Source organism: Amycolatopsis sp. FU40, from assembly GCF_021903635.1.
Classification (GTDB): Bacteria; Actinomycetota; Actinomycetes; order Mycobacteriales; family Pseudonocardiaceae; genus Amycolatopsis; species Amycolatopsis dendrobii.
Map to the genome: position 1 here is coordinate 992,171 of NZ_CP091381.1, position 19,727 is coordinate 1,011,897.

The window sequence follows — 19,727 nt, forward strand, 5'->3', positions numbered from 1 at the left end:
CCAGACTGTCCGAAGTGGAGGGTCCGGGCGGTGCCGGATCGATTCAGAACGGTTCTGCTAGCCTCCGGGGTGACGTGCGGCTCGCCGTGGTGCCGCGTTGCCGCCGGGGCGCTCCACGGAGCGTGCGCTGAGTGCTTCGGCTCGAACCTCCGAGGAGCGTTATGACAGGCATCGTCCGGGTCCGGGGCCGTGAGGTGCTCGACAGCCGGGGCAACCCGACGGTCGAGGTCGACGTGGTGCTGGCGGACGGGTCGGCGGGCCGCGCGGCGGTGCCGTCCGGGGCCTCCACCGGCACGCGCGAGGCCGTGGAGCTGCGGGACGGCGACGCGAAGCGGTTCCACGGCAAGGGCGTGCGCAAGGCGGTCGACGCGGTGAACGGCGAGATCGCCGACGCCGTGGTCGGCATGGAGGCGGAGGCGCAGGCCGACGTCGACCGCGCGCTGATCGCCCTCGACGGCACCGAGAACAAGGCCCGCCTGGGCGCGAACGCGACGCTCGGGGTCTCGCTGGCGGTGGCGAAGGCGGCCGCCGCGGCGAACACGCTGCCGCTGTACCGCTACGTCGGCGGGGTGTACGCGCATCTGCTGCCGATGCCGATGATGAACATCATCAACGGCGGCGCGCACGCGGACAACCCGATCGACTTCCAGGAGTTCATGATCGGCCCGGTCGGCGCGGAGACGTTCGCCGAGGCCGTGCGGATGGGCTCGGAGGTGTTCCACACGCTGCGGAAATCGCTGCACGACGCGGGACACAACACGAATGTCGGCGACGAGGGCGGGTTCGCGCCGCAGCTGGGGTCGGCCGACGAGGCGCTCGAGTTAGTGGTCCGCGCGATCGAGCAGACCGGGTACGAGCCGGGCAAGGACATCGCGCTGCTGCTGGACCCGGCGGCCTCGGAGTTCTACCGCGACGGCGTCTACGACTACACCGGCGAGGGCCGCAAGCGCAGCGTCGAGGAGCACGTCGCGTACCTGACCGAGCTGACCGAGCGCTTCCCGATCGTCTCGATCGAGGACGGCCTGGCCCAGGACGACTACGCGGGCTGGAAGCAGCTGACCGACGGCATCGGCGACCGCGTGCAGCTCGTCGGCGACGACCTGTTCTGCACGAACGTCGAGATCCTGCGCGACGGCATCAAGCGCGGCATCGCCAACTCGATCCTCGTCAAGGTCAACCAGATCGGCACCCTGACCGAGACCCTGTCCGCCGTCGACACCGCGCACAAGGCGGGCTACTCGGCGGTCATGTCGCACCGTTCGGGCGAGACCGAGGACACCACCATCGCCGACCTCGCGGTGGCGACCGGCTGCGGCCAGATCAAGACGGGTTCCCTGTCGCGGTCGGACCGCACGGCGAAGTACAACCAGCTGATCCGCATCGAGGAAGAGCTGGGCACCGAGGCTCGCTACGCGGGCTGGGACACCCTGCGCTGATTGTGCGGCGGCCCGGGTTTCCCGCCCGGGCCGCCACTTTCTATTTCTTCACCCGCAGGAACATCGCCGCCGCGGTGAAGGCCGCGCTGACCCAGAACGCCGCACGCGCGTGCGCCGCATCAAGGACGACGGCCCCCGCCACCGCAGGCCCGGCCACCGCCCCGAGATTGAACGCCGTAGTCGCGATCGCCCCGGCCACCCGCGGCGCATCCTCGCTGGCAGACGTGACAATCGCAGCGATCAACGCGGACCCGGCCCCGAACGCCATCGCCCCGGTGACCAACGCTGATGCGACGAGCCCCGGAAGACTCTGCGCCGCGAAGAACGCCGCCACCCACACGGCGGTCAGCACTGCCGTGCCCGCTTTGAGGATCCTCGGCCCTGCCTTGCCCGCGACGGTGACGCCGACGAACGATCCCACTCCGAACACCGCCAGCACGACCGGAACCCATCCCGGCGGGGGCGGTCATCGTGCCGAGGTAGGTGAACGCCGCGAACGTCCCGCCGTTGACCAGCACGCCCTTGACCACGGTCGCCCTGACGCGCGGTCGCGTCAGGACCCGCCACTCGCGATACACCGGGCTTGTGGCCGGCGGATTGTCGAACTTTGCTGTTGTCAGCGCGATGGCGGCCGCTGCCGTGATCGCCGCGATAGCCCAGAACGCGGCCTGCCATCCGGCGTGCTGACCGAGCAGTGTCCCGGCCGGAACGCCGACGATGCACGCGAGCGTGACACCGGACAACAGCACGGAAGCCGCTCGCCCGACGGCGTCCTCCGGGACGAGCGCTGGCAGCGCCGCGAGCGCCACCGCGAGAAACCCCGCGTTGGCGAACGCCGCGAGGGCGCGGGTGGCGAGGAGGAGCGGGAAGTCGGTGGTGAGGGCACCGACGATGTGCACTGCGGAGAAGAGGCCGAGGAAGGTGAGGAGCGCCATTTTGCGCGGCAGTTTGCTGCCGAGCATCGCGAGAACTGGTGCGCCGACGACCATTCCCGCCGCGAAGAGCGACGTGAGCAGCCCGGCGGTACCGATGGAGACACCGGTGCCCGCGGCGATCTGGGGGAGAAGCCCGGAGAGGACGAACTCGGACGTGCCTTGGGCGAAGACCGCGGCGGCTAGCAGGAAGATGAGGGGTGGCAAGGGAATCGACTCCGATGAGCTGTCGGCGTCCGGGGACGCCTGGGGGCTGTCGACGGTTCGCTTGCGGAGTGGGGTGGCTCGGGTTCACGTGCGGCAGCCCGTTGGCTCGGGTGTCTGGCCGCAGTTGGGCCGGTCGGAGCTTTGCCGCGGCGTGATGGCCGCGAGCAGGCTTCGTCCGGATACTGCGGTGCCGGGCATGGGTTGCCAGGTCTGCTGTGCTGCCGAGCATGCGCTGCCGGAGGCTCCGCCGTGTGCAGGCTTCGCCAGCGGTGCTAAGCATGCTGTGGCCGCGGTGCTGTAACGCGGGGCATGCTTCGCCAGCGGTGCTGAGCGCGCTTTGCCGGTTGCTTTGCGTGCACCGGCTTTGCCCGCAGTGCTGTAGTGCCGAGGGCGCCTTGCCTGCGGTGCGCGGTGCCGAGCGCTGCTTTCGCCAGCGGTGCTAAGCATGCTTTGTCGGTTGCTTTGCGTGCACCGGCTTTGCCCGCGGTGCTGTAGCGCCGAGCATGATTTGCCCGCGATGCCGTGGTGCCAAGCACGCTCTGCCGGTGGCTCTCTGTGCGCAGGCTTCGCCAGCACACATATCGAACGGCAAGCTTCGCCCGTGGCGTCAGACTTCACCGCGACGTGGCCACCGTGCGCAGTCTTGGCGCTGGCTGGCCAACCTTGCCGTCGGCGCGATTCGTTCGCACACCGCGGCCCGACGCTATGCCTGGCCGCCGTGCGTGGTCACGCCGGTGAGAACCGGCATACACCACGCACGAGAACCTGTTCAGAGCACAGCTCAACCGCAGGGTATCCGCGGTGAAACTTCCGCCGGTCAGCCCGGCGCGGGAATGAACCCCGGCACCCGTCACTCCGCCGCCCAGCTTGCGGCTGGGCGGCTACCGTCTGCTGGCCTCCGGCGACGTCATGCCCTGGACTTTACCTTGCCGTGCTCAGGGAGTCGCGCGCATTCCCCTGTTCCTCCCGTGGGGAACGGAAATCCGGCCAGGCCGCGCATCGTAGGGTCGCCGGGGCGCGGCCGTCGTCGACAGCCGGAGTTCGCGTTCGGATCCCGTGCGGGGCGAACGAGGAGCGCCGATCCGGACAGCGCGGCACCGGTTGGTCTCGCGGGTTCAGTTGAGTCCGGCGTGGGCGGCGATATCGTCGGCGAACGATGTCACCTTGGTGTACATCCCGGGTTTGCCGGGCTTTCCGCATCCGTCGCCGTACGAGACGATGCCGACCACCGTGTCGCCGACTACCAGCGGGCCTCCGGAATCTCCTTTGCAGGCGTCGACACCGCCGTTCGGGTAGCCGGCGCACAGCATGCTCGCCGCGGAGTACTCCGGGTATCCGGTGCGGCAGGCGGAGTCGCCGGCTATGGGGACGGTGGCTTGGCGCAGGTAGTCCGACCGGTCGCCGCCGTCGGCGAGCCGGCCCCAGCCCAGGACGGTGGCATTGGTTCCGGCGGGGTAGCGGCTCGGATCGCGGGCCAGGCCGGCGGGGCGGTAGGGGAGCGAGCCGCGGACGGTCAGGACTGCGACATCCGCACCTTGTTGCGGCGTCTGGAAATCCGGGTGTTGCCACGCGGCGGACACGGCGCGGACGACGCCGTCCTGGCTGCGTTTGTCTTCTCTTCCGGCTACTACGCTGAGTTCGCCGATCGGGACGGTGGCGGCGCAGTGCGCGGCGGTCGCGACCGCGGTGCGGCTGACGATGACGCCGCCGCAGAACTGGGTTCCGTGACTGTCCACTAAGTACACAGCGTACGGATGTTGCGTCAGTGAAGCCTTTTCTCCGCCGATGACGGTCGGAGCGGCACTTGCGGCGGACAGGCTCAGGCTGATGACGGACAAGACGACGGCGACGATGAAAGCCAATCGGTGTGGCATAGCGGACCCCCTCGGCTGCGGCAGCGCACGAGAACCACTTTAACCGGCGGTTGAGCGGAAAACCGTCGCTGAACCGGGTGGAAACCGCGGGAGCCCGGATCCGGGCTCCCGCGGCGGGTGAGGCGGGATCGCTTGCGAAATTCGGCTCGGGCAAAGGAATCGCGGGCAGAGTGCGGGGGAAGGCTTGCGGTGAAGGAGGCTGACCGATGGGGCCAGGGCGAAGAACGGTTGAGGAAACGGGTTTCGGGAACGCGGGGGAAGCGAGGGCAGTGGCAGGGAAGCGAGGTTCTCGGAGTGAAACCTGGCGACGGCGGCGTCGTCGGCAAGGAACTGCCCAGCAGTCGAATACTCGAACGGCGGCCTGGCCGGAGCCGCCGGCGCGGAGTCGGCCGCAAGCACTGCTCCGAGACCTGGCTGCTTCAGCGGGAGCGCGTTGAGAAACAGCGGTGCGGAACCATCCCGAACTCAGTGTCGGGTCCGTTCGCTTCGGCGGACAAGGCGAGGGGAGCCGGCCCGGGGACCCGAGTGCCGGAAAGCCGCGATCAACTCGGCAGACCGAACGGGGGCCGCCGGTGCGAAGCCGGCCCCAGGCCTCGCACCGGCAACCCCCGGGCACTTCAGCAGAGCGGAGCCACCGGCCCGTCCGAGCCGGTCTTCACGTACGTGTCCGAGATGTAGTGCCCGGGCCCGATCCGGTCCCAGATCTTGCTCGTCCCGAACTTCCCGGTCACCGTGTCCCCGTTGACGTAGCACTCGATGTTCACCTTGGCGTAGTTGGCCGCCAGGCCCTTCACCGACGAGGACGTGTGCGCGCCCGACCGGACGTTCACCGGGTCGCCTGCCGTTTGGACGAGGCCGGTCGCCGCGGCGGAGCCGGTCCACAGGTAGGCGACCTTCACGTTTCCGTTGTCCCCGAGGCCGACACCCGAGCTGAAGGTGCCGTCGGCCAGGTCGATGCCCGCCGGGTTGCCCACCTTGTACCCGAGATCGTCGCGGCCGCCGTTGTAGCCGTTGTGGTAGGCGGCGTACGCCTCGGGCTGGCCTTGCGGCAGGTCTTTGTACTCGGCGCGCACCGAGGGCGGGTTCCAGTAGTCGTCCTTGGTGTTCCACGGGCCGACGTCCCAGACCGGCGCGTATTCGCAGCGGCTGTTGTCCGTCTTGCACACTCGCACGGTGTAGTTGCCGGTTCCCTTGGGCGACAAGGCTTTTCCGGACGGCAGCGCGACGAAGTGGTCGTTGCTCGCGATGACGTGGCCGTTCGCGGTGGTGTGGCCGGCGAGGCCTTCGCGGGTGGCGTAGACGGTGTAGGTCAGCGGGGTGGCCGCGGTGATGGCGTTCGCCTGCGGGGACAGGGAGCCGGTCAGTTCGACGTCGCGCACGGTGGGGCGGGCGGCGGTCGTGCCGGACAGCGTGATCCTGGTCTGCACGATGCTCACCGCACGCGGGAGCGCGGTGCCGGCAGGGGTCCATTCGGTCCAGTCGCCGGCGCCGGATCGGCCGCGGACGTCGACGTCGACCGAGGTGCCCTGCGGCGCGTCGGCGGAGATCTCGGCGGCTACCCGGTTCACCGGCGCGGGCAGGCGCCGTTCGGCGGAGAGCAGGTAGCCCTCGCTGCCCGCGGCCCGGTCGGCGGGTCTCCACGCGGCGTCTCGCAGCGTGAGCGTGCCGCTGGCCGCGGCGACGTTGACGTCGTCGCTGTCCACCGAGGACAGATCGGCTCGCCAGGTTCCCGACGCCTCGGCAGCGCTCGCGGGCGTCGCGACTGCGGCGACCGCCCCCGCGGCGAGCAGTGCGGCGACCGTGCGCCGGACCGTCACATTCCCGACCACGACGGATCTCCCTTCACTCGTCCGAATCGAACTGCCGGAGTGTCGGAGGGATCCGTACACGATCCATACAACGATCTCGCCCGGTCGTGTACCGGACGCGGGAGGTTGACAGCGGGGAGTAATGAGCTATAGCTTTGCAAACAAAGTTAATTTAAGAGCAAAGGAAGTATGGGATGACCATCCTGGTGACAGGGGGGCGCGGGAATGTCGGGAGCGAGGTCGTCCGGGTGCTCCGCGAGGGCGGACACGAGGTGCGTGGGTCGGCGCGTGACGCGACCGCGCTCAACCTGCCGGACGCGGTGTCGGTGGATCTCGCCGCGGAGGGCGGGTTCGAGGACGCGCTGTGCGGCGCAGACGCGATCTTCCTGTATCCGGCTCGGCCGAACGGTGCGGCGGATTTCCTTGCCGCAGCGAAGAAAGCCGGGGTTTCGTACGTTGTGCTGCTGTCCTCGCCGGACGTCTACGAGGGGTCGGCGGACAATCCGATCCGGCGGGGGCATCTGCCCGCGGAGGCGGCGGTGGCGGAGTCCGGACTGCCGTTCACGGTGCTGTACCCCGGCTGGCTGATGGGCAATACCCGGCGCGACTGGGGTGCGGCGATCCGGGCCGGTGAGCCAGTGCGGCTCTTCTCTCCGGAGTCGCAGTTCACGCCGACGGCCGAGGCGGACGTGGCCGCGGTAGCCGCGAGGTTGCTTGCGGAGCGTAGCTATCCGGGGCGAATGCTCACGGTGACCGGGCCGGAGTCGATGACGCAGCGTGCGATCGTCGAGACCCTGGCGGAGGAATTGGGTCGCTCGATCGAAGTGGTGACCGAAACTCGCAGCGAAGCGCTGGAACGGCGTCCGGAGTGGATGCCCGCGGCGGTCCTGGAGCACCTGATGGACGTGGAGGAGGCAGCAGTGGGCCGCCTCGCGCCGGTGAACAACACGGTGGAGCGGTTCGCGGGACGAGCGACGTCATTCCGCGAGTGGGCGCGGGCGCACAAGGACGATTTCGCCCAGCGCCCATAGAAAGTCCACTGTGGACAGTGGCTACGCGGTCTTCCAGGAAACGCACGCGGGTCGCGTCTGGGATTCGCACAATTCCCGCACCGCGCGCAGCACTTCCTCGGCGGAAACCTCGCTCCCGGAGGGCTGCGGGAAGTGCGCTCCCTGAAGGCTGCAGTAGTCGACCGGTTCCTCGCCGACGCCGTTCGCGGGCAGGAAAGTCTCGCCGTTTTCGTGCCACGTCAGGCTTCCGCGCGCACCGCGCAAACCGGCGACCAGGTACGGCGTCCGCGGCTTCCGGCCCGCGTACAGCCACCAGACGATCCCGGCGTCCGGCGTGGGCGGTTCGGCGGAGCGCAGGGCGGAGAGCACGTCGTCGACAGTCGCCTCGGTGACGTCGTACCCGGTCCGGCGACGGGCGTCTTCGATGCTCGCCATGGTGCGCTCCGCTCGTGAAGTGTCCCGATACTACTCGGTGCCGATCGGCGAGCGACTTGTGGAATGGCTGGCGCGCAGCCGGGCCGCGCGCAGCGTCAGATAGCGCTGTTCGGCGGTGTTTCCGGTGCGGGCGGCGGCCGCGGTGTAGTGGCGGATTGCTTCCTCTCGTTCGCCGGCCAGCTCCAGCAGGTGCGCCCGGGCGGCGGCGAGGCGGTGGTGGTCGGGAAGCCGGTCGTCGAGTTCGGCGAGCATCGTGAGCCCGGCGTCCGGCCCGTGCACCATCGCAGTCGCGATCGCGCGGTTGAGCGTTACGACCGGGTTGCCGGTCAGGGCTTCGAGCCGCGTGTACAGCGTGAGCACGCGCGGCCAATCGGTGTCCTCGGCCCGCAACGCGATGTCGTGCGTCGCGGCGATCGCGGCTTGCAAGCGGTATTCGCCGATGCCGTCGCGGGCCAGCGCGGCGGTGATGAGCGCGACGCCTTCCCGGATCAGCGAACGGTCCCATCTCGCCCGGTCCTGCTCGGCGAGCGGAATGAGGTCGCCGTCCGGTCCGGTGCGAGCCGGACGGCGGGCGTCGGTGAGCAGCATCAGTGCGAGCAACCCCGCCGCTTCGCCGTCGTCCGGCAGCGCGGCGTGCAGCAGCCGCGCCAGCCGGATCGCCTCCGCGGACAGTTCGGTCCGGTGCAGACGGCGGCCGCCGCTGCTGGTGTAGCCCTCGTTGAACACGAGGTACAGCACGTGCAGCACGGACCGCAGCCGCGCCTGCCGCTCGTCCGCGGCGGGCATCCGGAACGGCAGGCCGGACTTCTTGATTTTCGCCTTCGCCCGGCTGATCCGTTGCGCCATCGTGGTTTCCGGCACGAGGAACGCGCTGGCGATCTCCGCGGTCGTCAGGCCGCCGACCGCTCGCAACGTCAGTGCGATCGCCGACGCCGACGTCAGCGACGGATGCGCGCACAGGAACAACAGCGTCAGCGTGTCGTCGCGATCCGGCACCTCGGCGCCCGGCGGCTCGGCGGCGACGGTGTCCTCGCGCCGCCGCCGGGCCTGGTCGCTGCGGAAGCTGTCGATGACCCGGCGGCTGGCGGTCTGCAGCAGCCAGCCGCGGGGATTCTCCGGGATCCCCTCGGCGGGCCAGTGCTGCACCGCGGCGAGGAGAGCCTCCTGCGTCGCGTCCTCGGCCGCGCCGAAATCGCCGGACCGGCGCGCGAGGACGGCGAGGACCTGGGGCGCGAGCGCGCGCACCAGGTCCTCGACCTCGGGCTGCGACATCACACCTCCGGCGCGCTCATCACCTGGCGCACCTCGATCGGCACCCGCAGCGGCGCGCCTTCGGGCCCGGGCGCGGCCGAGACCCGGGTGGCGATCTCCAGCGCCCGCGCCTCCGATTCGACGTCCACCACCCGGTATCCGGCCAGCAGTTCCTTGCCCTCCGGGAACGGCCCGTCGGTGACGACCGCGCCGCCCTTGCCGTCCGCCACCACGGTCTTCGCCGCCTCCGGCCCGGCCAGGCCCTCCGCTTCGACGAGTTCCCCGGCCTCGGTCAGTTCGGCGTTGAGCACGTGCTGGAACTGGATGTGCGCGCGAATGTCCTCGGGGGCCCATTCCGGCAGCGGCACGTCGCAGTCCTCGCCCTGGGCGTAGGTCTGCAGCAGCATGTACTTCGGCATAGCGTTTCCTCCAGTGTCCGGCTCGCCGCTTCCGGGCGGGCTCACCAAGGGAACGGAACCCGCGCACCGTCCTCGACACGCATCGCGGACATCTTGCCGGGAATATCGGCGAGCGCGGGGCGGAACAGGTGGCGTGGGTCTCAGTGCCCGGGACGTCCGAATGGCCTAGCAGGTAGGTTGCGGGAAGCAACTCACCTGGAGGGAACCGTGAGCACGACGACCTTCGCCGCGGTGTCCGCGGTCAAGCAGCATTCGGACACCGGGTTCAGCGTCGACCTCAGCCCGGCGTGGACCATCGGCGGCCGCCCGAACGGCGGCTACCTGCTGGCCACGATCGCCCGCGCGGCGACTGTCGTTTCGGGGCATCCGGACGTGCTCGCGGCCAGCGCGCACTACCTGCGCTCGCCCGAACCGGGCCCGGCGGAGATCGAGGTCGAGGTGCTGCGCACCGGCCGGACTGCGACCCAGCTGCGCGGACGGCTGCTCAAGGACGGCGTGCCGCAGGTCGAGGCTCTGCTGACGCTGGGCGTGCTCGGCGAGGCCGAACCGTTCTGGCAGGACGGCGTGCCGCGGCCGGAATTCGGCCCGTTCCCGGAGGAGCCGTGGGGCCCGGCCGTGCTGACGTCCGGCATCCCGATCGCGATCCGCGACGAGATCGACGTGTACTTCGACCGTCCGCTCGCCGACGGGCCCAGCGGCCGCGGCGAACTGCGCGCCCTGCTCGCGCTGCCCGGCGACGAGCCGTTCGACCCGGTCAGCCTGCTGTTCGCGGTCGACGCCCTGCCGCCGGCGACCCTCGACGTCGCGCCGTCCGGCTGGGTCCCGACGCTCGAACTGACCGCCTACGTGCGGGCGCATCCGGCTCCCGGCCCGGTGCGCGTGCTGCACCGCGCCCACCTGATCGGCGACGGGCGGGTCGACGAGTCCTGCCACGTGTGGGACAGCGCCGGGACGCTGGTCGCGCAGGGCACGCAGCTGGCCGGGATCCGGATCGGCTGAGTTCCTGAGCTACTGCCCCGGGTACGGCGGCTGCTGCTGCGGGTAGCCGGGGTACGGGGCGGGCGGCAGCGAGCCGGAGAACGTCGGCGCGGCCGCTGGCGAGTTCATCGACATCAGCAGGTTTTCGACGGTCCTGCGGCGCGCGCCCGCGACGACCGCGACAGCCATGATCTCGAGCGCGAGGCCGAGCACGAACCAGAACAGGTGGTAGCTGGTCAGCGCCTCGAGGTCGTGCTCGTAGCACCACGTGGTCGCCTCCCCGTTCCGCGAAACCTCGCAGTACCAGTGCGGCTTGGCGATCAGCACCATGATCAGCCCAACCCCGATGCTGGCCAGCCCAAGGACCATGAAGAAGACCTGCAGAATCCGCGCGAAGATCGACATGCGCGGAGCGTAGCGACCCAATGCCCGCCGGGTCAGCGGGTTCCGGCAAGTGCCCCCGTCGTGACCAACCGGTACCCGGTGCGCCCGGAAAACTCGGCCGTCAGCGCGAACCGGTCGCCGCGCACCAGCGTGTGCCGCCATTCGATGCGTTTGCCCGCGCTGGTGCCGAGGCGTCCGATGGAGAACGCGCCGACCGTTTCGCCGCAGCCCAGCAGGGTGCGCTCGGCGCGGGTCGGCACGACGGCGCGGATCTGCTCCTCGCCGTGGTCGAGCCGGACGCCGGTGCGGCGATGGAGTTCGCCGTACAGGCTGGTGTGCTGGAAATCCGCGTCCAGCAGCGGCCGGGCGAGTTCGGCGGGCAGCCACACCCGGTCGACGGCCAGCGGGTCGTTCCCGGCCAGCCGCACGCGTTCGAGGTACAGCAGGGGAGTGGAGCCCTCCAGCGACAAGCGTTCGGCGACCACCGCGTCCGCGCGGATGTCGAGCCTGCGCACGACGCTGTGCTGGTCGAGACCGGCCTCCTCGACCGCCGCGAAGAGGCTGTAGAGCGCGCCGAGCGGCTGCTGGATCTCCGCGGCCGCCGCGACGCGGGGCTGGCGGCCGCGTTCGGCGATGAGCGTGCCGTCCGCGCGCAGTTCCCGCAGCGCCTGCCGGACGGTCTGCCTGCTGACGCTGTATTCGTCGGCGAGCGCGAGCTCCCCGGGGAACGCGCTGTCGAATTCCCCGGCGCGGATGCGCACCAGCAGCCGCTGCTGCAACTGCCGCCACAGGGGCTGCCCGCCGGTGCGGACCAGCTCTGCCTCGCCCATGCCGGGAACACTACCGCTTGCCAAATGTACGGACAGCTCTTAGATTAAATGTACGTACATTACCGAGGAGGCCAGAGTGCGCACAGGAGTGAACCGGTGACCGGCGCGACGCTGGGAGCGGCGCGCGCGACGGTGCAGTGGCGGGCGAAGCTCGCCCGTCCGGTGCCGGGGCTCGCGGTCGCGCTGCTGGTCGCGGCGGTGGCGACGGCGGGCGGCAAGCTCGTTCCGGTGGTCGGCGGGCCGGTGCTCGCGATCCTGCTCGGCGCGGTCGCCGGCGCGGTCGTGCCGGGGCTGCGCGGCTGGCGGTTCAGCCCGGGCTACGCGATCGCGTCGCGGCCGGTGCTCCAGCTGTCGATCGTCGTGCTGGGCACGGGGCTCTCGATCCAGCAGGTGGTGCACGTCGGCGGGCAGTCGCTGCCGGTGATGCTCGGCACGCTCGCGGTCGCGCTCGGCGGCGCCTGGGTGCTCGGCAGGCTGCTCGGCGTCCGCGGGGACACGCAGACGCTGATCGGCGTCGGCACCGGCATCTGCGGTGCGTCCGCGATCGCGGCGACCAGTGCGGTGCTGAAGCCGAAGGAAGCCAATATCGCTTACGCGCTCGGCACGATCTTCACCTTCAACGTCGCCGCCGTCCTCCTGTTCCCGCCGCTCGGACACGCGCTCGGGATGTCGCCGCACGCGTTCGGCCTGTGGGCCGGAACCGCGGTGAACGACACGTCTTCCGTCGTCGCGGCTTCCTACGCGTACGGCGGCGACGCCGGCTCGTACGGCCTCGTCGTGAAGCTCACCCGCACGCTCACGCTGATCCCGATCGTGCTCTTCCTCGCCGTGCTCGTCGCACGCAAGCAGTCCGGCGGCCGGGTTTCCTTGCGCGCCATGCCTTGGCACCGGCTGGTCCCGCCGTTCCTGATCGGCTTCCTCGCCGCCGCCACGGTGGAAAGCGCGGGCTGGATCCCGCAGTCGTGGCACGCGCCGCTGTCGACGCTCGGCACCTTCCTGATCACGATGGCGCTCGCCGGGATCGGTCTCGCGCTCAAGCCGTCCGACCTGCGCAAGGCAGGGCACAAGCCGCTGCTGATGGGGGCCATCCTGTGGGTCGCGGTCGCCGCGTCGAGCCTCGGGCTGCAGGCGCTGACCGGCGGGATGTGACGCGCTAGCGCACGCGCGGATTCCGTTTCCGCCGCCTGCGCTCGGCAAAAGCCGCCAGCAGCCGGGGCACTCCTCGGCTCCGGCGCACGAACACCAACGATTCGCCGCGTGGGGCCGGTTCGGTCCCCGCGGCGTTTTCGTCGCGCCGTCCGCGCCGGAACTCGCGGAGCCCGGCGGCGAACACGTCCGGGTCGCCGCCGACGTCCGGGTGATGGGTGCGCACGAACCGGCGGTAGGCCGCCTTGTCGGCCTCGGACCATTCCGTCCGCTCGTCCACCGCCGTCCTTCCCCGGTTGAAGGTTTCACTGGAGGTTCCTGCCGGAAGCCGCGTTGAACTGCCAACCGGCGGTTCAACGATACAGTTCAAGCACATGACCGAGAAGATCGAACTCGACCTGTCCGAGCTTCGCGCCGTCACGGCCTACGCGGTGGCTTGTGCGGAGCCCGCGCTGCCGATCTTCGAACAAGCCCGTCCAGGCGACCGCCGTCCGCACGACGCGATCGAGTCGGCCCGGGCGTTTGCTCAGGGAGCCAAGCGCAGCAAGGCGATTCGCGACGGCGCGTGGGCGGCGCAGCGGGCGTATCAGGAAACTCGCGATGCCGGTCAGGCCGCGGCGAGCGAGGCCGCGCGGGCCGCTGTCGCCGCTGCTGGCGCGGCGTTTCTGCATCCGCTCGCGAAGGCGACTCAGGTGTGGCACATCCTCGGTCCGGCCGGGCACGCGGCGTATGCGTTCGAGTTGGCCGGATTGACGGTTCAGCACCCGGCGGCTGATCCGGTGGTGGTCCGGGTGCTGTCGCGGTATCCGGCGGCTCCGGGCGGCCGGGGCCGGGCGGGGGAGTGGGTGCGCGAGCTGGATGCCTTGCTGCGCAAGGGTTAGCGAACCCGTTCCACCCGCCGCTCGTCCCAGACCGGTTCCGGGGTTTCGCGGACCGCGCCGTCCGAGCCGAAGACCAGGTAGCGGTCGAACGAGCGCGCGAACCAGCGGTCGTGGGTGACCGCGAGCACCGTGCCCTCGTACGACTCCAGCCCGTCCTGCAGCGCCTCGGCCGATTCCAGGTCGAGGTTGTCGGTCGGCTCGTCGAGCAGCAGCGCGGTGGTTCCGGCCAGTTCCAGCAACAAGATCTGGAACCGCGCCTGCTGTCCGCCGGACAACCGGTCGAATGCCTGCTCGCCCTGGCGATGCAGCTCGTATCGGCGCAGCGCGGCCATCGCCGCGCCGCGATCGGCCGCGTGCTCCGTCCACAGCACGTCGACCAGCGTGCGGCCGGTCAGTTCCGGGCGCGCGTGCGTCTGCGCGAAATGGCCGGGCACGACGCGTGCGCCGGTCTTCCACTCGCCGGTGTGCGCGACGTCGCCGCCCGCGAGCAGCCGCAGGAAATGCGACTTCCCGGAGCCGTTCGAACCGAGCACCGCGACGCGCTCGCCGAAGAAGATCTCCAGCGAGAACGGCTTCATCAACCCGGTCAGTTCCAGGTTCTTGCAGGTCACCGCGCGCACGCCGGTGCGGCCGCCGCGCAGCCGCATCCGGATGTCCTGGGGACGCGGCGGTTCCGGCGGGGGACCGGCCTCCTCGAACTTCCGCAGCCGGGTCTGCGCCGCCTTGTACCGCGACGCCATCTCGTCGCTGCGCGCGGCGTACTGCTGCATGTCCCGGACCAGGCGTTTGAGCTGGGCGTGCTTCTCGTCCCAGCGGCGGCGCAGTTCGTCGTAGCGGGCGAACCGTTCCTGGCGCGCTTCGTGATACGTGGCGAAACCGCCGCCGTGCACCCAGGCGTCCGCGCCGTCGCCGCCGGGCTCGACGCTCACGATCTTGTCCGCCGCGCGCGCGAGCAATTCGCGGTCGTGCGAGACGAACAGGACGGTTTTGCGGGTTTCCTTCAGCCGGGCTTCGAGCCAGCGTTTGCCGGGGACGTCGAGGTAGTTGTCCGGCTCGTCCAGCAGCAGGACCTCGTCCGGCCCGCGCAGCAACGCTTCCAGCACGAGCCGTTTCTGCTCGCCGCCGCTGAGCGTGCGCACGAGCCGCCGGCGCGCGCGGTCGAACGGCACGCCGAGGGCCTCGGTCGTGCACATGTCCCACGTCGTCTCGAACTCGTATCCGCGCGCCTCGGCCCAGTCGCTGAGTGCCTGCGCGTACTGCATTTGCGCGGCCTCGTCGTCGACCTCAAGCAGCCGTTCCTCGGCCGCGTCCACCGCCAGTGCGGCGTCGCGAACCCGTTGCGGGGCAACCGAAACCAGCAGATCGCGCACCGTGCGCTCGTCGCGCACCGATCCGACGAACTGCGCCATCGCGCCCAGCCCGCCGGAGACGGTGACCGAGCCCTCGTCCGGCTTCAGCTCTCCCGACAGCATCCGCAGCAGCGTGCTCTTGCCCGCGCCGTTAGGGCCGACCAGTGCGACGACCGCGCCCTCGCCGACCCGGAACGAGACGTCGCCGAGCAGCGGACGCCCGTCGGGCAGCACGTAGCGCAGATGCGCGGCCTCCAAATGCCCCATGCCCGCGCACTCTACCCAGGCAGCCGCGAATCGCCGCACGGTTTTTCGGCTGTCCACAGAGGACACGAAGCGGCGGCGCCGGTCTGCGCCGGCGCCGCCGCTCGTGCGGATCGCCTTATGCCTTCCGCTGCATGCTCTCCCGTGCCGGGTTGGCCTGCTCGCCCGCCTTCGGGTCCTTCTCGTTCTGCTTCGCGCGCACACCGGACTCGACGCGGTCGCCGAGGTCCTTGTCCACGTTGTGCCAGTACTCGAACGCCCGCTTCAGCACCGGTTCGGTCACGCCGTTCAGCAGGTGGCCGACGATGTTGTCGACCAGCCGTTCGCGCGCGGCGTCGTCCAGCACCTCGCGCACCATGGTGCCCGCCTGGCCCCAGTCGTCGTCCTCGGCGTGGTCGACGTAGGCCGAGCGGACCATCTCGCCGTCGGCGTGCCAGCCCGCGGGCGTGCCGTAGCGTTCGGTGTCCGCGCGCGGGCCGCCCTTGGAGTTCGGCGCGTACACCGGGTCGGAGACCTTGGCGTAGCGCATCGCGCCGTCCTTGCTGTAGCTGTGCACCGGCGCGACCGGCGCGTTCACCGGCAGCTGCTTGTAGTTCGCGCCGATCCGGTACCGGTGTGCGTCGGCGTAGGCGAAGATCCTGCCCAGCAGCATCCGGTCCGGGCTCGGGCCGATGCCGGGAACCAGGTTGTTCGGCTCGAACGCGGCCTGCTCGATCTCGGCGTGGTGGTCGGTCGGGTTGCGGTCCAGCGTCATCTTCCCGACCTCGATCAGCGGGTAGTCGCCGTGCGGCCACACCTTCGTCAGGTCGAACGGGTTGAACCGGTAGGTCTTCGCGTCCTCGAACGGCATCACCTGGACGTGCAGGGTCCAGCTCGGGTGGTCGCCGCGCGCGATGGCCTCGAACAGGTCGCGGGTGTGGTAGTCGGTGTCCGCCGACGCCATCTGGTCGGCCTCGTGCTGGGTGAAGAACTCGATGCCCTGGTCGGTCTTGAAGTGGTACTTGACCCAGAACTTCTCGCCCGCGGCGTTGACCCACATGTAGGTGTGCGAGCTGTAGCCGTTCATGTGCCGCCACGTGCGCGGGATCCCCCGGTCGCCCATCAGCCAGGTGACCTGGTGCGCGGACTCCGGGGACAGCGTCCAGAAGTCCCACTGCATGTCGTGGTCGCGCAGGTTGCTGTCCGCGCGGCGCTTCTGCGACCGGATGAAGTGCTGGAACTTCAGCGGGTCCTTGATGAAGAACACCGGGGTGTTGTTGCCGACGAGGTCGTAGTTGCCCTCGGTGGTGTAGAACTTCAGCGCGAACCCGCGCGGGTCGCGCCAGGTGTCCGGGCTGCCGCGTTCCCCGGCCACCGTGGAGAACCGGGCGGCCATCTCGGTTTTCGCGCCGGGCTGGAACACCGCCGCCTTGGTGAAGCGGCTGACGTCGTTCGTCACTTCGAAGCGCCCGAACGCGCCGCTGCCCTTGGCGTGCGGCTGCCGCTCCGGCACCCGTTCCCGGTTGAACTGCGCCATCTGCTCGATCAGGTAGTGGTCCTGCAGCAGGATCGGGCCGTCCGGGCCGAGGGTGAGCGAATGCTCGTCGCTCTCGGCCGGGATCCCGGAGTCCGTGGTGGTCGCCGGGGGTTTCGGTTCTTCGGTCATCTCGCGAGCTCCTCGTGGTGGTCGGAAACGCCGGAGCAGCCGGGGCACAGACCCCAGAAGACGATCTCGGCCTCGTCGACGGCGAACCCGTGCCGGTCGTGCGGCGTGAGGCAGGGGGCCTCGCCGCGGACGCAGTCGACGTCCTCGGCCCTGCCGCAGCGCCGGCACACCACGTGATGGTGGTTGTCGCCGGTCCGCCGTTCGAACCGCGCCGGATGCCCGGACAGCTCGATCCGGCGGACTAGACCCGCGTCGCCGCACGCGGCGAGCACGTCGTAGACCGCTTGGATCGACACGCTGCCCAGGCTTTCGCGCACGCCCGCGGCGATCGCCTCGACAGTGGCGTGCGGGTGCTCGCCGAGCCAGCCGAGCACGGCTTGCCGCGGCTTGGTGACGCGCAGGCCCGCCGCTCGCAGCGTCGCCGCCGAGTCCGGCATCGGAGTCCTCCCCGGGATCTGGAACCGCTCCAGTTCCGCCGGTTACCCGGTCTCCGCGCGGCTCACACCTGGGTGTCACCCGCCGGTCGGACGAGTTCGGCGAGATGCGCCCGGAGGACGGCGACGCACTCCTCCGGCGAGGTGAGTTCCGGCTGCAGCACGGCCCGGAAAGCGATCCCGTCCAGCAGCGCGGCCAGCCGGGGCGCTTCGATCTCGGGGTCCTTCGGCTCGAACCGGCCGCTGCGGGCCTGGGCGTCGAGGATGCGGCGGGCCAGTGTCACGGTGCCCTGAACCGCCTCGCGGGCCAGGTCGTCCAGACCCGGGTCGGCGCGCGCGGCCATCAGGAATTCGACCAGCACGGTCACCTCGGTGCGCCGGCGCTCGTCCAGCGGCAGCAGTTCGCACAGGAACTCGGCGAGCTGGTCTACGGCCTCGTCCGGCGGCAGTTCCGACAGCGAACCGATCTTCTCGCGGCGTTCGACGAGCCGCGCGGTCGTCCGGTCGATGGTGGTGCGCATCGCGAACCGCATCAGCGCGTGCTGGCTGTCGAAGTAATGCCGCACCGAGCCGATGTTCAGGCCCGATTCCGCGGCCACCGCGCGCAGCGAGACCGCGTGCAGCCCGTCCTTCGCGGCCAGCCGCAGCACCGCGTCCGCGATGTGCGCGCGCCGCTCTTCCCCGTCCACCACTCTAGGCACTGGACTTTTATATCACAGACGTGATAGAAACGGTTTGTATCACAGGTGTGACAGAAAGGGGTGCGCTGTGGAGACGGTGCTGAACATCCTGCTGATCCGGTTCGGCATCATCGCCGGGATCGTGGTGGTCGTCGGGCTGGGCGCGTTCGCGCTGATCGTTTCGCTGCGTCGGCGCGGCAAGGGGGAGCGCGTGCGGGAAGGCGCGGCGGTGCTGGCGAAATCCGCGGCCAGGGCGATGGACCGGCGCGGCGCGCGGGGCGTGCGCGGGCGGGTCGGCGGCGAGGTCGTGCGTCAGGCCGCGCGGTGGCTGGACGAGGACCCGGGCCGGAAGCGGTCCGGCCGGTGAACGCGGTGCTGGCCGACGGGGACGAGATGCTGCAGCACCTCGCGCACGATCTGTTCGTGAAGGGGTTGATCGTGCTGGGGGCGGTGGTGGTGGCGGTCGTCGGGATCGTGGTGATCTGGAAGAAAGCGGGGCGCTGAAGGCCCGGGAGGCAGCGCCGGGCGCCTTTCCGGGCACGGGTGCGGGGGCGCCGCGCCGGTCGGCGGGACAACCGCGCGCGGTACGCGCCACGTGGCGGTGCCTGCCGGGGCCGGGATTTCGGCACGATGGAGTCTTCCCCTGGAACACGGAGGCCGTCGATGAGTTATCCGTTCGATCCCGAAATCGCCGCCGCGGTCCCGATGCTGCCCGAGGTCGACCTCGTCGACGTCGCGGCCGCGCGGGCGGGCATGGCCGAACTGATCGCCTCGACGCGAGGCGACTTCGACGAAACCGGTGTCAGCACGCGCGACGAGTCCGTGCCCGGTCCCGAAGGCGCGCCGGACGTCCCGGTCCGTGTTTACACGCCGGATCGCGTCGCGACGAACGCCTTGGTGTTCGACATCCACGGGGGCGGTTTCGCACTGGGCGACCTGGAGGTCGACCACGCGTCCAACGTCGAGCTGGCCCGCGATCTCGGCGTCGTGATCGTGTCGGTCGAGTACCGGCTCGCGCCGGAGAATCCGTATCCTGCCGGGCTGGAGGACTGCTACGCGGCGCTCGAATGGTCGGTCAAGCACGCGGACGAACTGGGCGTCGATCCGGCAAAGGTGGTGCTGTACGGAGTGAGCGCGGGCGGCGGACTGGCCGCGGCGCTCGCGCTGCTGGCCCGCGACCGGGGCGGCCCCGCGGTGGCGTTCCAATTCCTCGCCGTGCCCGAACTCGACGACCGCCTCGAGAGCGGCAGCATGCGCCGGTTCTCGGACACGCCGATCTGGCACCGGCGGGCTGCCGAGTCGAGCTGGGACTACTACCTCGGCGGCCCGGGCAAGCGCGGTGGTTCGGACGTCCCGGTCTATGCGGCGCCGGCCCGGGCGACGGATCTCTCGGGACTGCCGCCCGCTTATGTGTCGGTGATGGAGTTCGATCCGCTGCGCGACGAGGGAATCGCTTACGCACAAGGCCTTTTGGCGGCGGAAGTGCCTACGGAACTGCACTTGTTCCCGGGCACTTTCCACGGTTCCGGGGTGATCCAGCACGCGACGGTGAGCCGCCGGGAAGCCGCGGAACGACGGGCCGTGCTGGCCCGGGTGCTCGGGGTCGAGGCGGACTGAGGCTGGGCGGTCGGGTCGTCGCGGCTTGCCGGGGCGGCCGGAATCGCTTGTGCTGGGCCGATTCCGGCGCGCTTCCACAACTCGCGTCCGCTGTGGACAGTTCGGCCGAAGGCGGCGGGGTTTGCCGGTGGAGGACGATAGAGTGGA

General features: G+C 70.5%; 21 protein-coding genes and 1 pseudogene. 8 read left to right on the top strand and 14 right to left on the bottom strand.

Going from position 1 to position 19,727, the window contains the following annotated elements:
* Nucleotides 1-161: 161 nt before the first annotated feature.
* Nucleotides 162-1,436 carry a phosphopyruvate hydratase gene (gene eno / locus L3Q65_RS05820; RefSeq protein WP_237598968.1) on the top strand — a complete coding sequence of 425 codons (1,275 nt, stop codon included), beginning with the start codon at nt 162-164 and terminating at the stop codon, nt 1,434-1,436.
* A gap of 40 nt (nt 1,437-1,476) precedes the next feature.
* Here eno and L3Q65_RS05825 read toward each other — a convergent pair whose 3' ends face one another.
* From L3Q65_RS05825 to L3Q65_RS05840, 4 genes and pseudogenes are all read right to left on the bottom strand, one after another.
* Nucleotides 1,477-1,857 (bottom strand): MFS transporter, encoded by a 381-nt coding sequence (locus L3Q65_RS05825; protein WP_237598969.1) that lies wholly within the window; start codon nt 1,855-1,857, stop codon nt 1,477-1,479.
* A gap of 85 nt (nt 1,858-1,942) precedes the next feature.
* Nucleotides 1,943-2,575, bottom strand: a pseudogene (locus L3Q65_RS47555) (MFS transporter); the annotation flags it as partial.
* 1,115 nt (nt 2,576-3,690) lie between these two features.
* The gene (locus L3Q65_RS05835) at nt 3,691-4,449 is read right to left on the bottom strand and encodes a trypsin-like serine protease (RefSeq protein ID WP_237598971.1); all 759 of its coding nucleotides are present in this window, start codon (nt 4,447-4,449) and stop codon (nt 3,691-3,693) included.
* 617 nt (nt 4,450-5,066) lie between these two features.
* The gene (locus tag L3Q65_RS05840; RefSeq protein WP_182891989.1) at nt 5,067-6,278 is read right to left on the bottom strand and encodes a hypothetical protein; all 1,212 of its coding nucleotides are present in this window, start codon (nt 6,276-6,278) and stop codon (nt 5,067-5,069) included.
* 173 nt (nt 6,279-6,451) lie between these two features.
* On the opposite strand from L3Q65_RS05840, the gene L3Q65_RS05845 reads away from it, so the two are divergent.
* Entirely contained in the window at nt 6,452-7,288 is an 837-nt protein-coding gene (locus L3Q65_RS05845; protein ID WP_237598972.1) for an SDR family oxidoreductase, read from the top strand.
* A 21-nt stretch (nt 7,289-7,309) separates the two neighbouring features.
* Here L3Q65_RS05845 and L3Q65_RS05850 read toward each other — a convergent pair whose 3' ends face one another.
* The 3 genes from L3Q65_RS05850 to L3Q65_RS05860 are packed head-to-tail and all read right to left on the bottom strand — an operon-like array spanning nt 7,310 to nt 9,372.
* A complete protein-coding gene (locus tag L3Q65_RS05850) occupies nt 7,310-7,702 on the bottom strand; it encodes an Imm1 family immunity protein (RefSeq protein WP_182891987.1) in 393 nt (130 codons plus the stop codon).
* Nucleotides 7,703-7,732: 30 nt separating this feature from the next.
* A complete protein-coding gene (locus L3Q65_RS05855) occupies nt 7,733-8,974 on the bottom strand; it encodes an RNA polymerase sigma factor (protein ID WP_220507322.1) in 1,242 nt (413 codons plus the stop codon).
* On the bottom strand, nt 8,974-9,372 hold the full coding sequence (locus L3Q65_RS05860; RefSeq protein ID WP_009076620.1) for a YciI family protein: 399 nt from the start codon (nt 9,370-9,372) through the stop codon (nt 8,974-8,976). Before L3Q65_RS05860 ends, L3Q65_RS05855 begins: the two co-directional genes overlap by 1 nt.
* A 207-nt stretch (nt 9,373-9,579) precedes the next feature.
* Between L3Q65_RS05860 and L3Q65_RS05865 the strand changes: the two genes are divergently transcribed.
* Entirely contained in the window at nt 9,580-10,371 is a 792-nt protein-coding gene (locus L3Q65_RS05865; protein ID WP_237598973.1) for a thioesterase family protein, read from the top strand.
* Between the two features lie 9 nt (nt 10,372-10,380).
* On the opposite strand, the gene L3Q65_RS05870 is transcribed toward L3Q65_RS05865, so the two are convergent.
* Entirely contained in the window at nt 10,381-10,755 is a 375-nt protein-coding gene (locus tag L3Q65_RS05870) for a hypothetical protein (protein WP_182891984.1), read from the bottom strand.
* 32 nt (nt 10,756-10,787) lie between these two features.
* Nucleotides 10,788-11,564 carry a GntR family transcriptional regulator gene (locus tag L3Q65_RS05875; protein ID WP_182891983.1) on the bottom strand — a complete coding sequence of 259 codons (777 nt, stop codon included), beginning with the start codon at nt 11,562-11,564 and terminating at the stop codon, nt 10,788-10,790.
* A 96-nt stretch (nt 11,565-11,660) separates the two neighbouring features.
* Between L3Q65_RS05875 and L3Q65_RS05880 the strand changes: the two genes are divergently transcribed.
* Complete coding sequence (locus tag L3Q65_RS05880) at nt 11,661-12,713, top strand: YeiH family protein (RefSeq protein WP_182891982.1); 1,053 nt, start codon at nt 11,661-11,663, stop codon at nt 12,711-12,713.
* Nucleotides 12,714-12,717: 4 nt separating this feature from the next.
* On the opposite strand, the gene L3Q65_RS05885 is transcribed toward L3Q65_RS05880, so the two are convergent.
* Nucleotides 12,718-12,990, bottom strand: a complete 273-nt coding sequence (locus tag L3Q65_RS05885) for a hypothetical protein (protein ID WP_237598974.1) — start codon at nt 12,988-12,990, stop codon at nt 12,718-12,720.
* A 94-nt stretch (nt 12,991-13,084) separates the two neighbouring features.
* On the opposite strand from L3Q65_RS05885, the gene L3Q65_RS05890 reads away from it, so the two are divergent.
* Nucleotides 13,085-13,591: a putative immunity protein gene (locus L3Q65_RS05890; RefSeq protein WP_182891980.1), complete on the top strand. Its 507-nt coding sequence runs from the start codon at nt 13,085-13,087 to the stop codon at nt 13,589-13,591.
* Here L3Q65_RS05890 and L3Q65_RS05895 read toward each other — a convergent pair.
* The 4 genes from L3Q65_RS05895 to L3Q65_RS05910 form a co-directional block, all read right to left on the bottom strand.
* On the bottom strand, nt 13,588-15,207 hold the full coding sequence (locus L3Q65_RS05895) for an ABC-F family ATP-binding cassette domain-containing protein (protein ID WP_237598975.1): 1,620 nt from the start codon (nt 15,205-15,207) through the stop codon (nt 13,588-13,590). The genes L3Q65_RS05890 and L3Q65_RS05895 overlap by 4 nt on opposite strands.
* Before the next feature lie 115 nt (nt 15,208-15,322).
* Complete coding sequence (locus L3Q65_RS05900; protein WP_182891978.1) at nt 15,323-16,849, bottom strand: catalase; 1,527 nt, start codon at nt 16,847-16,849, stop codon at nt 15,323-15,325.
* Nucleotides 16,846-17,286 (bottom strand): Fur family transcriptional regulator, encoded by a 441-nt coding sequence (locus L3Q65_RS05905; RefSeq protein WP_237598976.1) that lies wholly within the window; start codon nt 17,284-17,286, stop codon nt 16,846-16,848. Before L3Q65_RS05905 ends, L3Q65_RS05900 begins: the two co-directional genes overlap by 4 nt.
* A 62-nt stretch (nt 17,287-17,348) precedes the next feature.
* Complete coding sequence (locus tag L3Q65_RS05910; RefSeq protein WP_237598977.1) at nt 17,349-17,984, bottom strand: TetR/AcrR family transcriptional regulator; 636 nt, start codon at nt 17,982-17,984, stop codon at nt 17,349-17,351.
* A gap of 67 nt (nt 17,985-18,051) precedes the next feature.
* Between L3Q65_RS05910 and L3Q65_RS05915 the strand changes: the two genes are divergently transcribed.
* The 3 genes from L3Q65_RS05915 (at nt 18,052) to L3Q65_RS05925 (ending at nt 19,580) form a co-directional block, all read left to right on the top strand.
* A complete protein-coding gene (locus L3Q65_RS05915) occupies nt 18,052-18,330 on the top strand; it encodes a hypothetical protein (protein WP_167754362.1) in 279 nt (92 codons plus the stop codon).
* Nucleotides 18,327-18,467, top strand: a complete 141-nt coding sequence (locus L3Q65_RS05920) for a hypothetical protein (protein ID WP_237598978.1) — start codon at nt 18,327-18,329, stop codon at nt 18,465-18,467. The genes L3Q65_RS05915 and L3Q65_RS05920 overlap by 4 nt, the downstream gene beginning before the upstream one ends.
* Nucleotides 18,468-18,626: 159 nt before the next feature.
* A complete protein-coding gene (locus L3Q65_RS05925) occupies nt 18,627-19,580 on the top strand; it encodes an alpha/beta hydrolase (protein ID WP_237598979.1) in 954 nt (317 codons plus the stop codon).
* Nucleotides 19,581-19,727 lie beyond the last annotated feature (147 nt).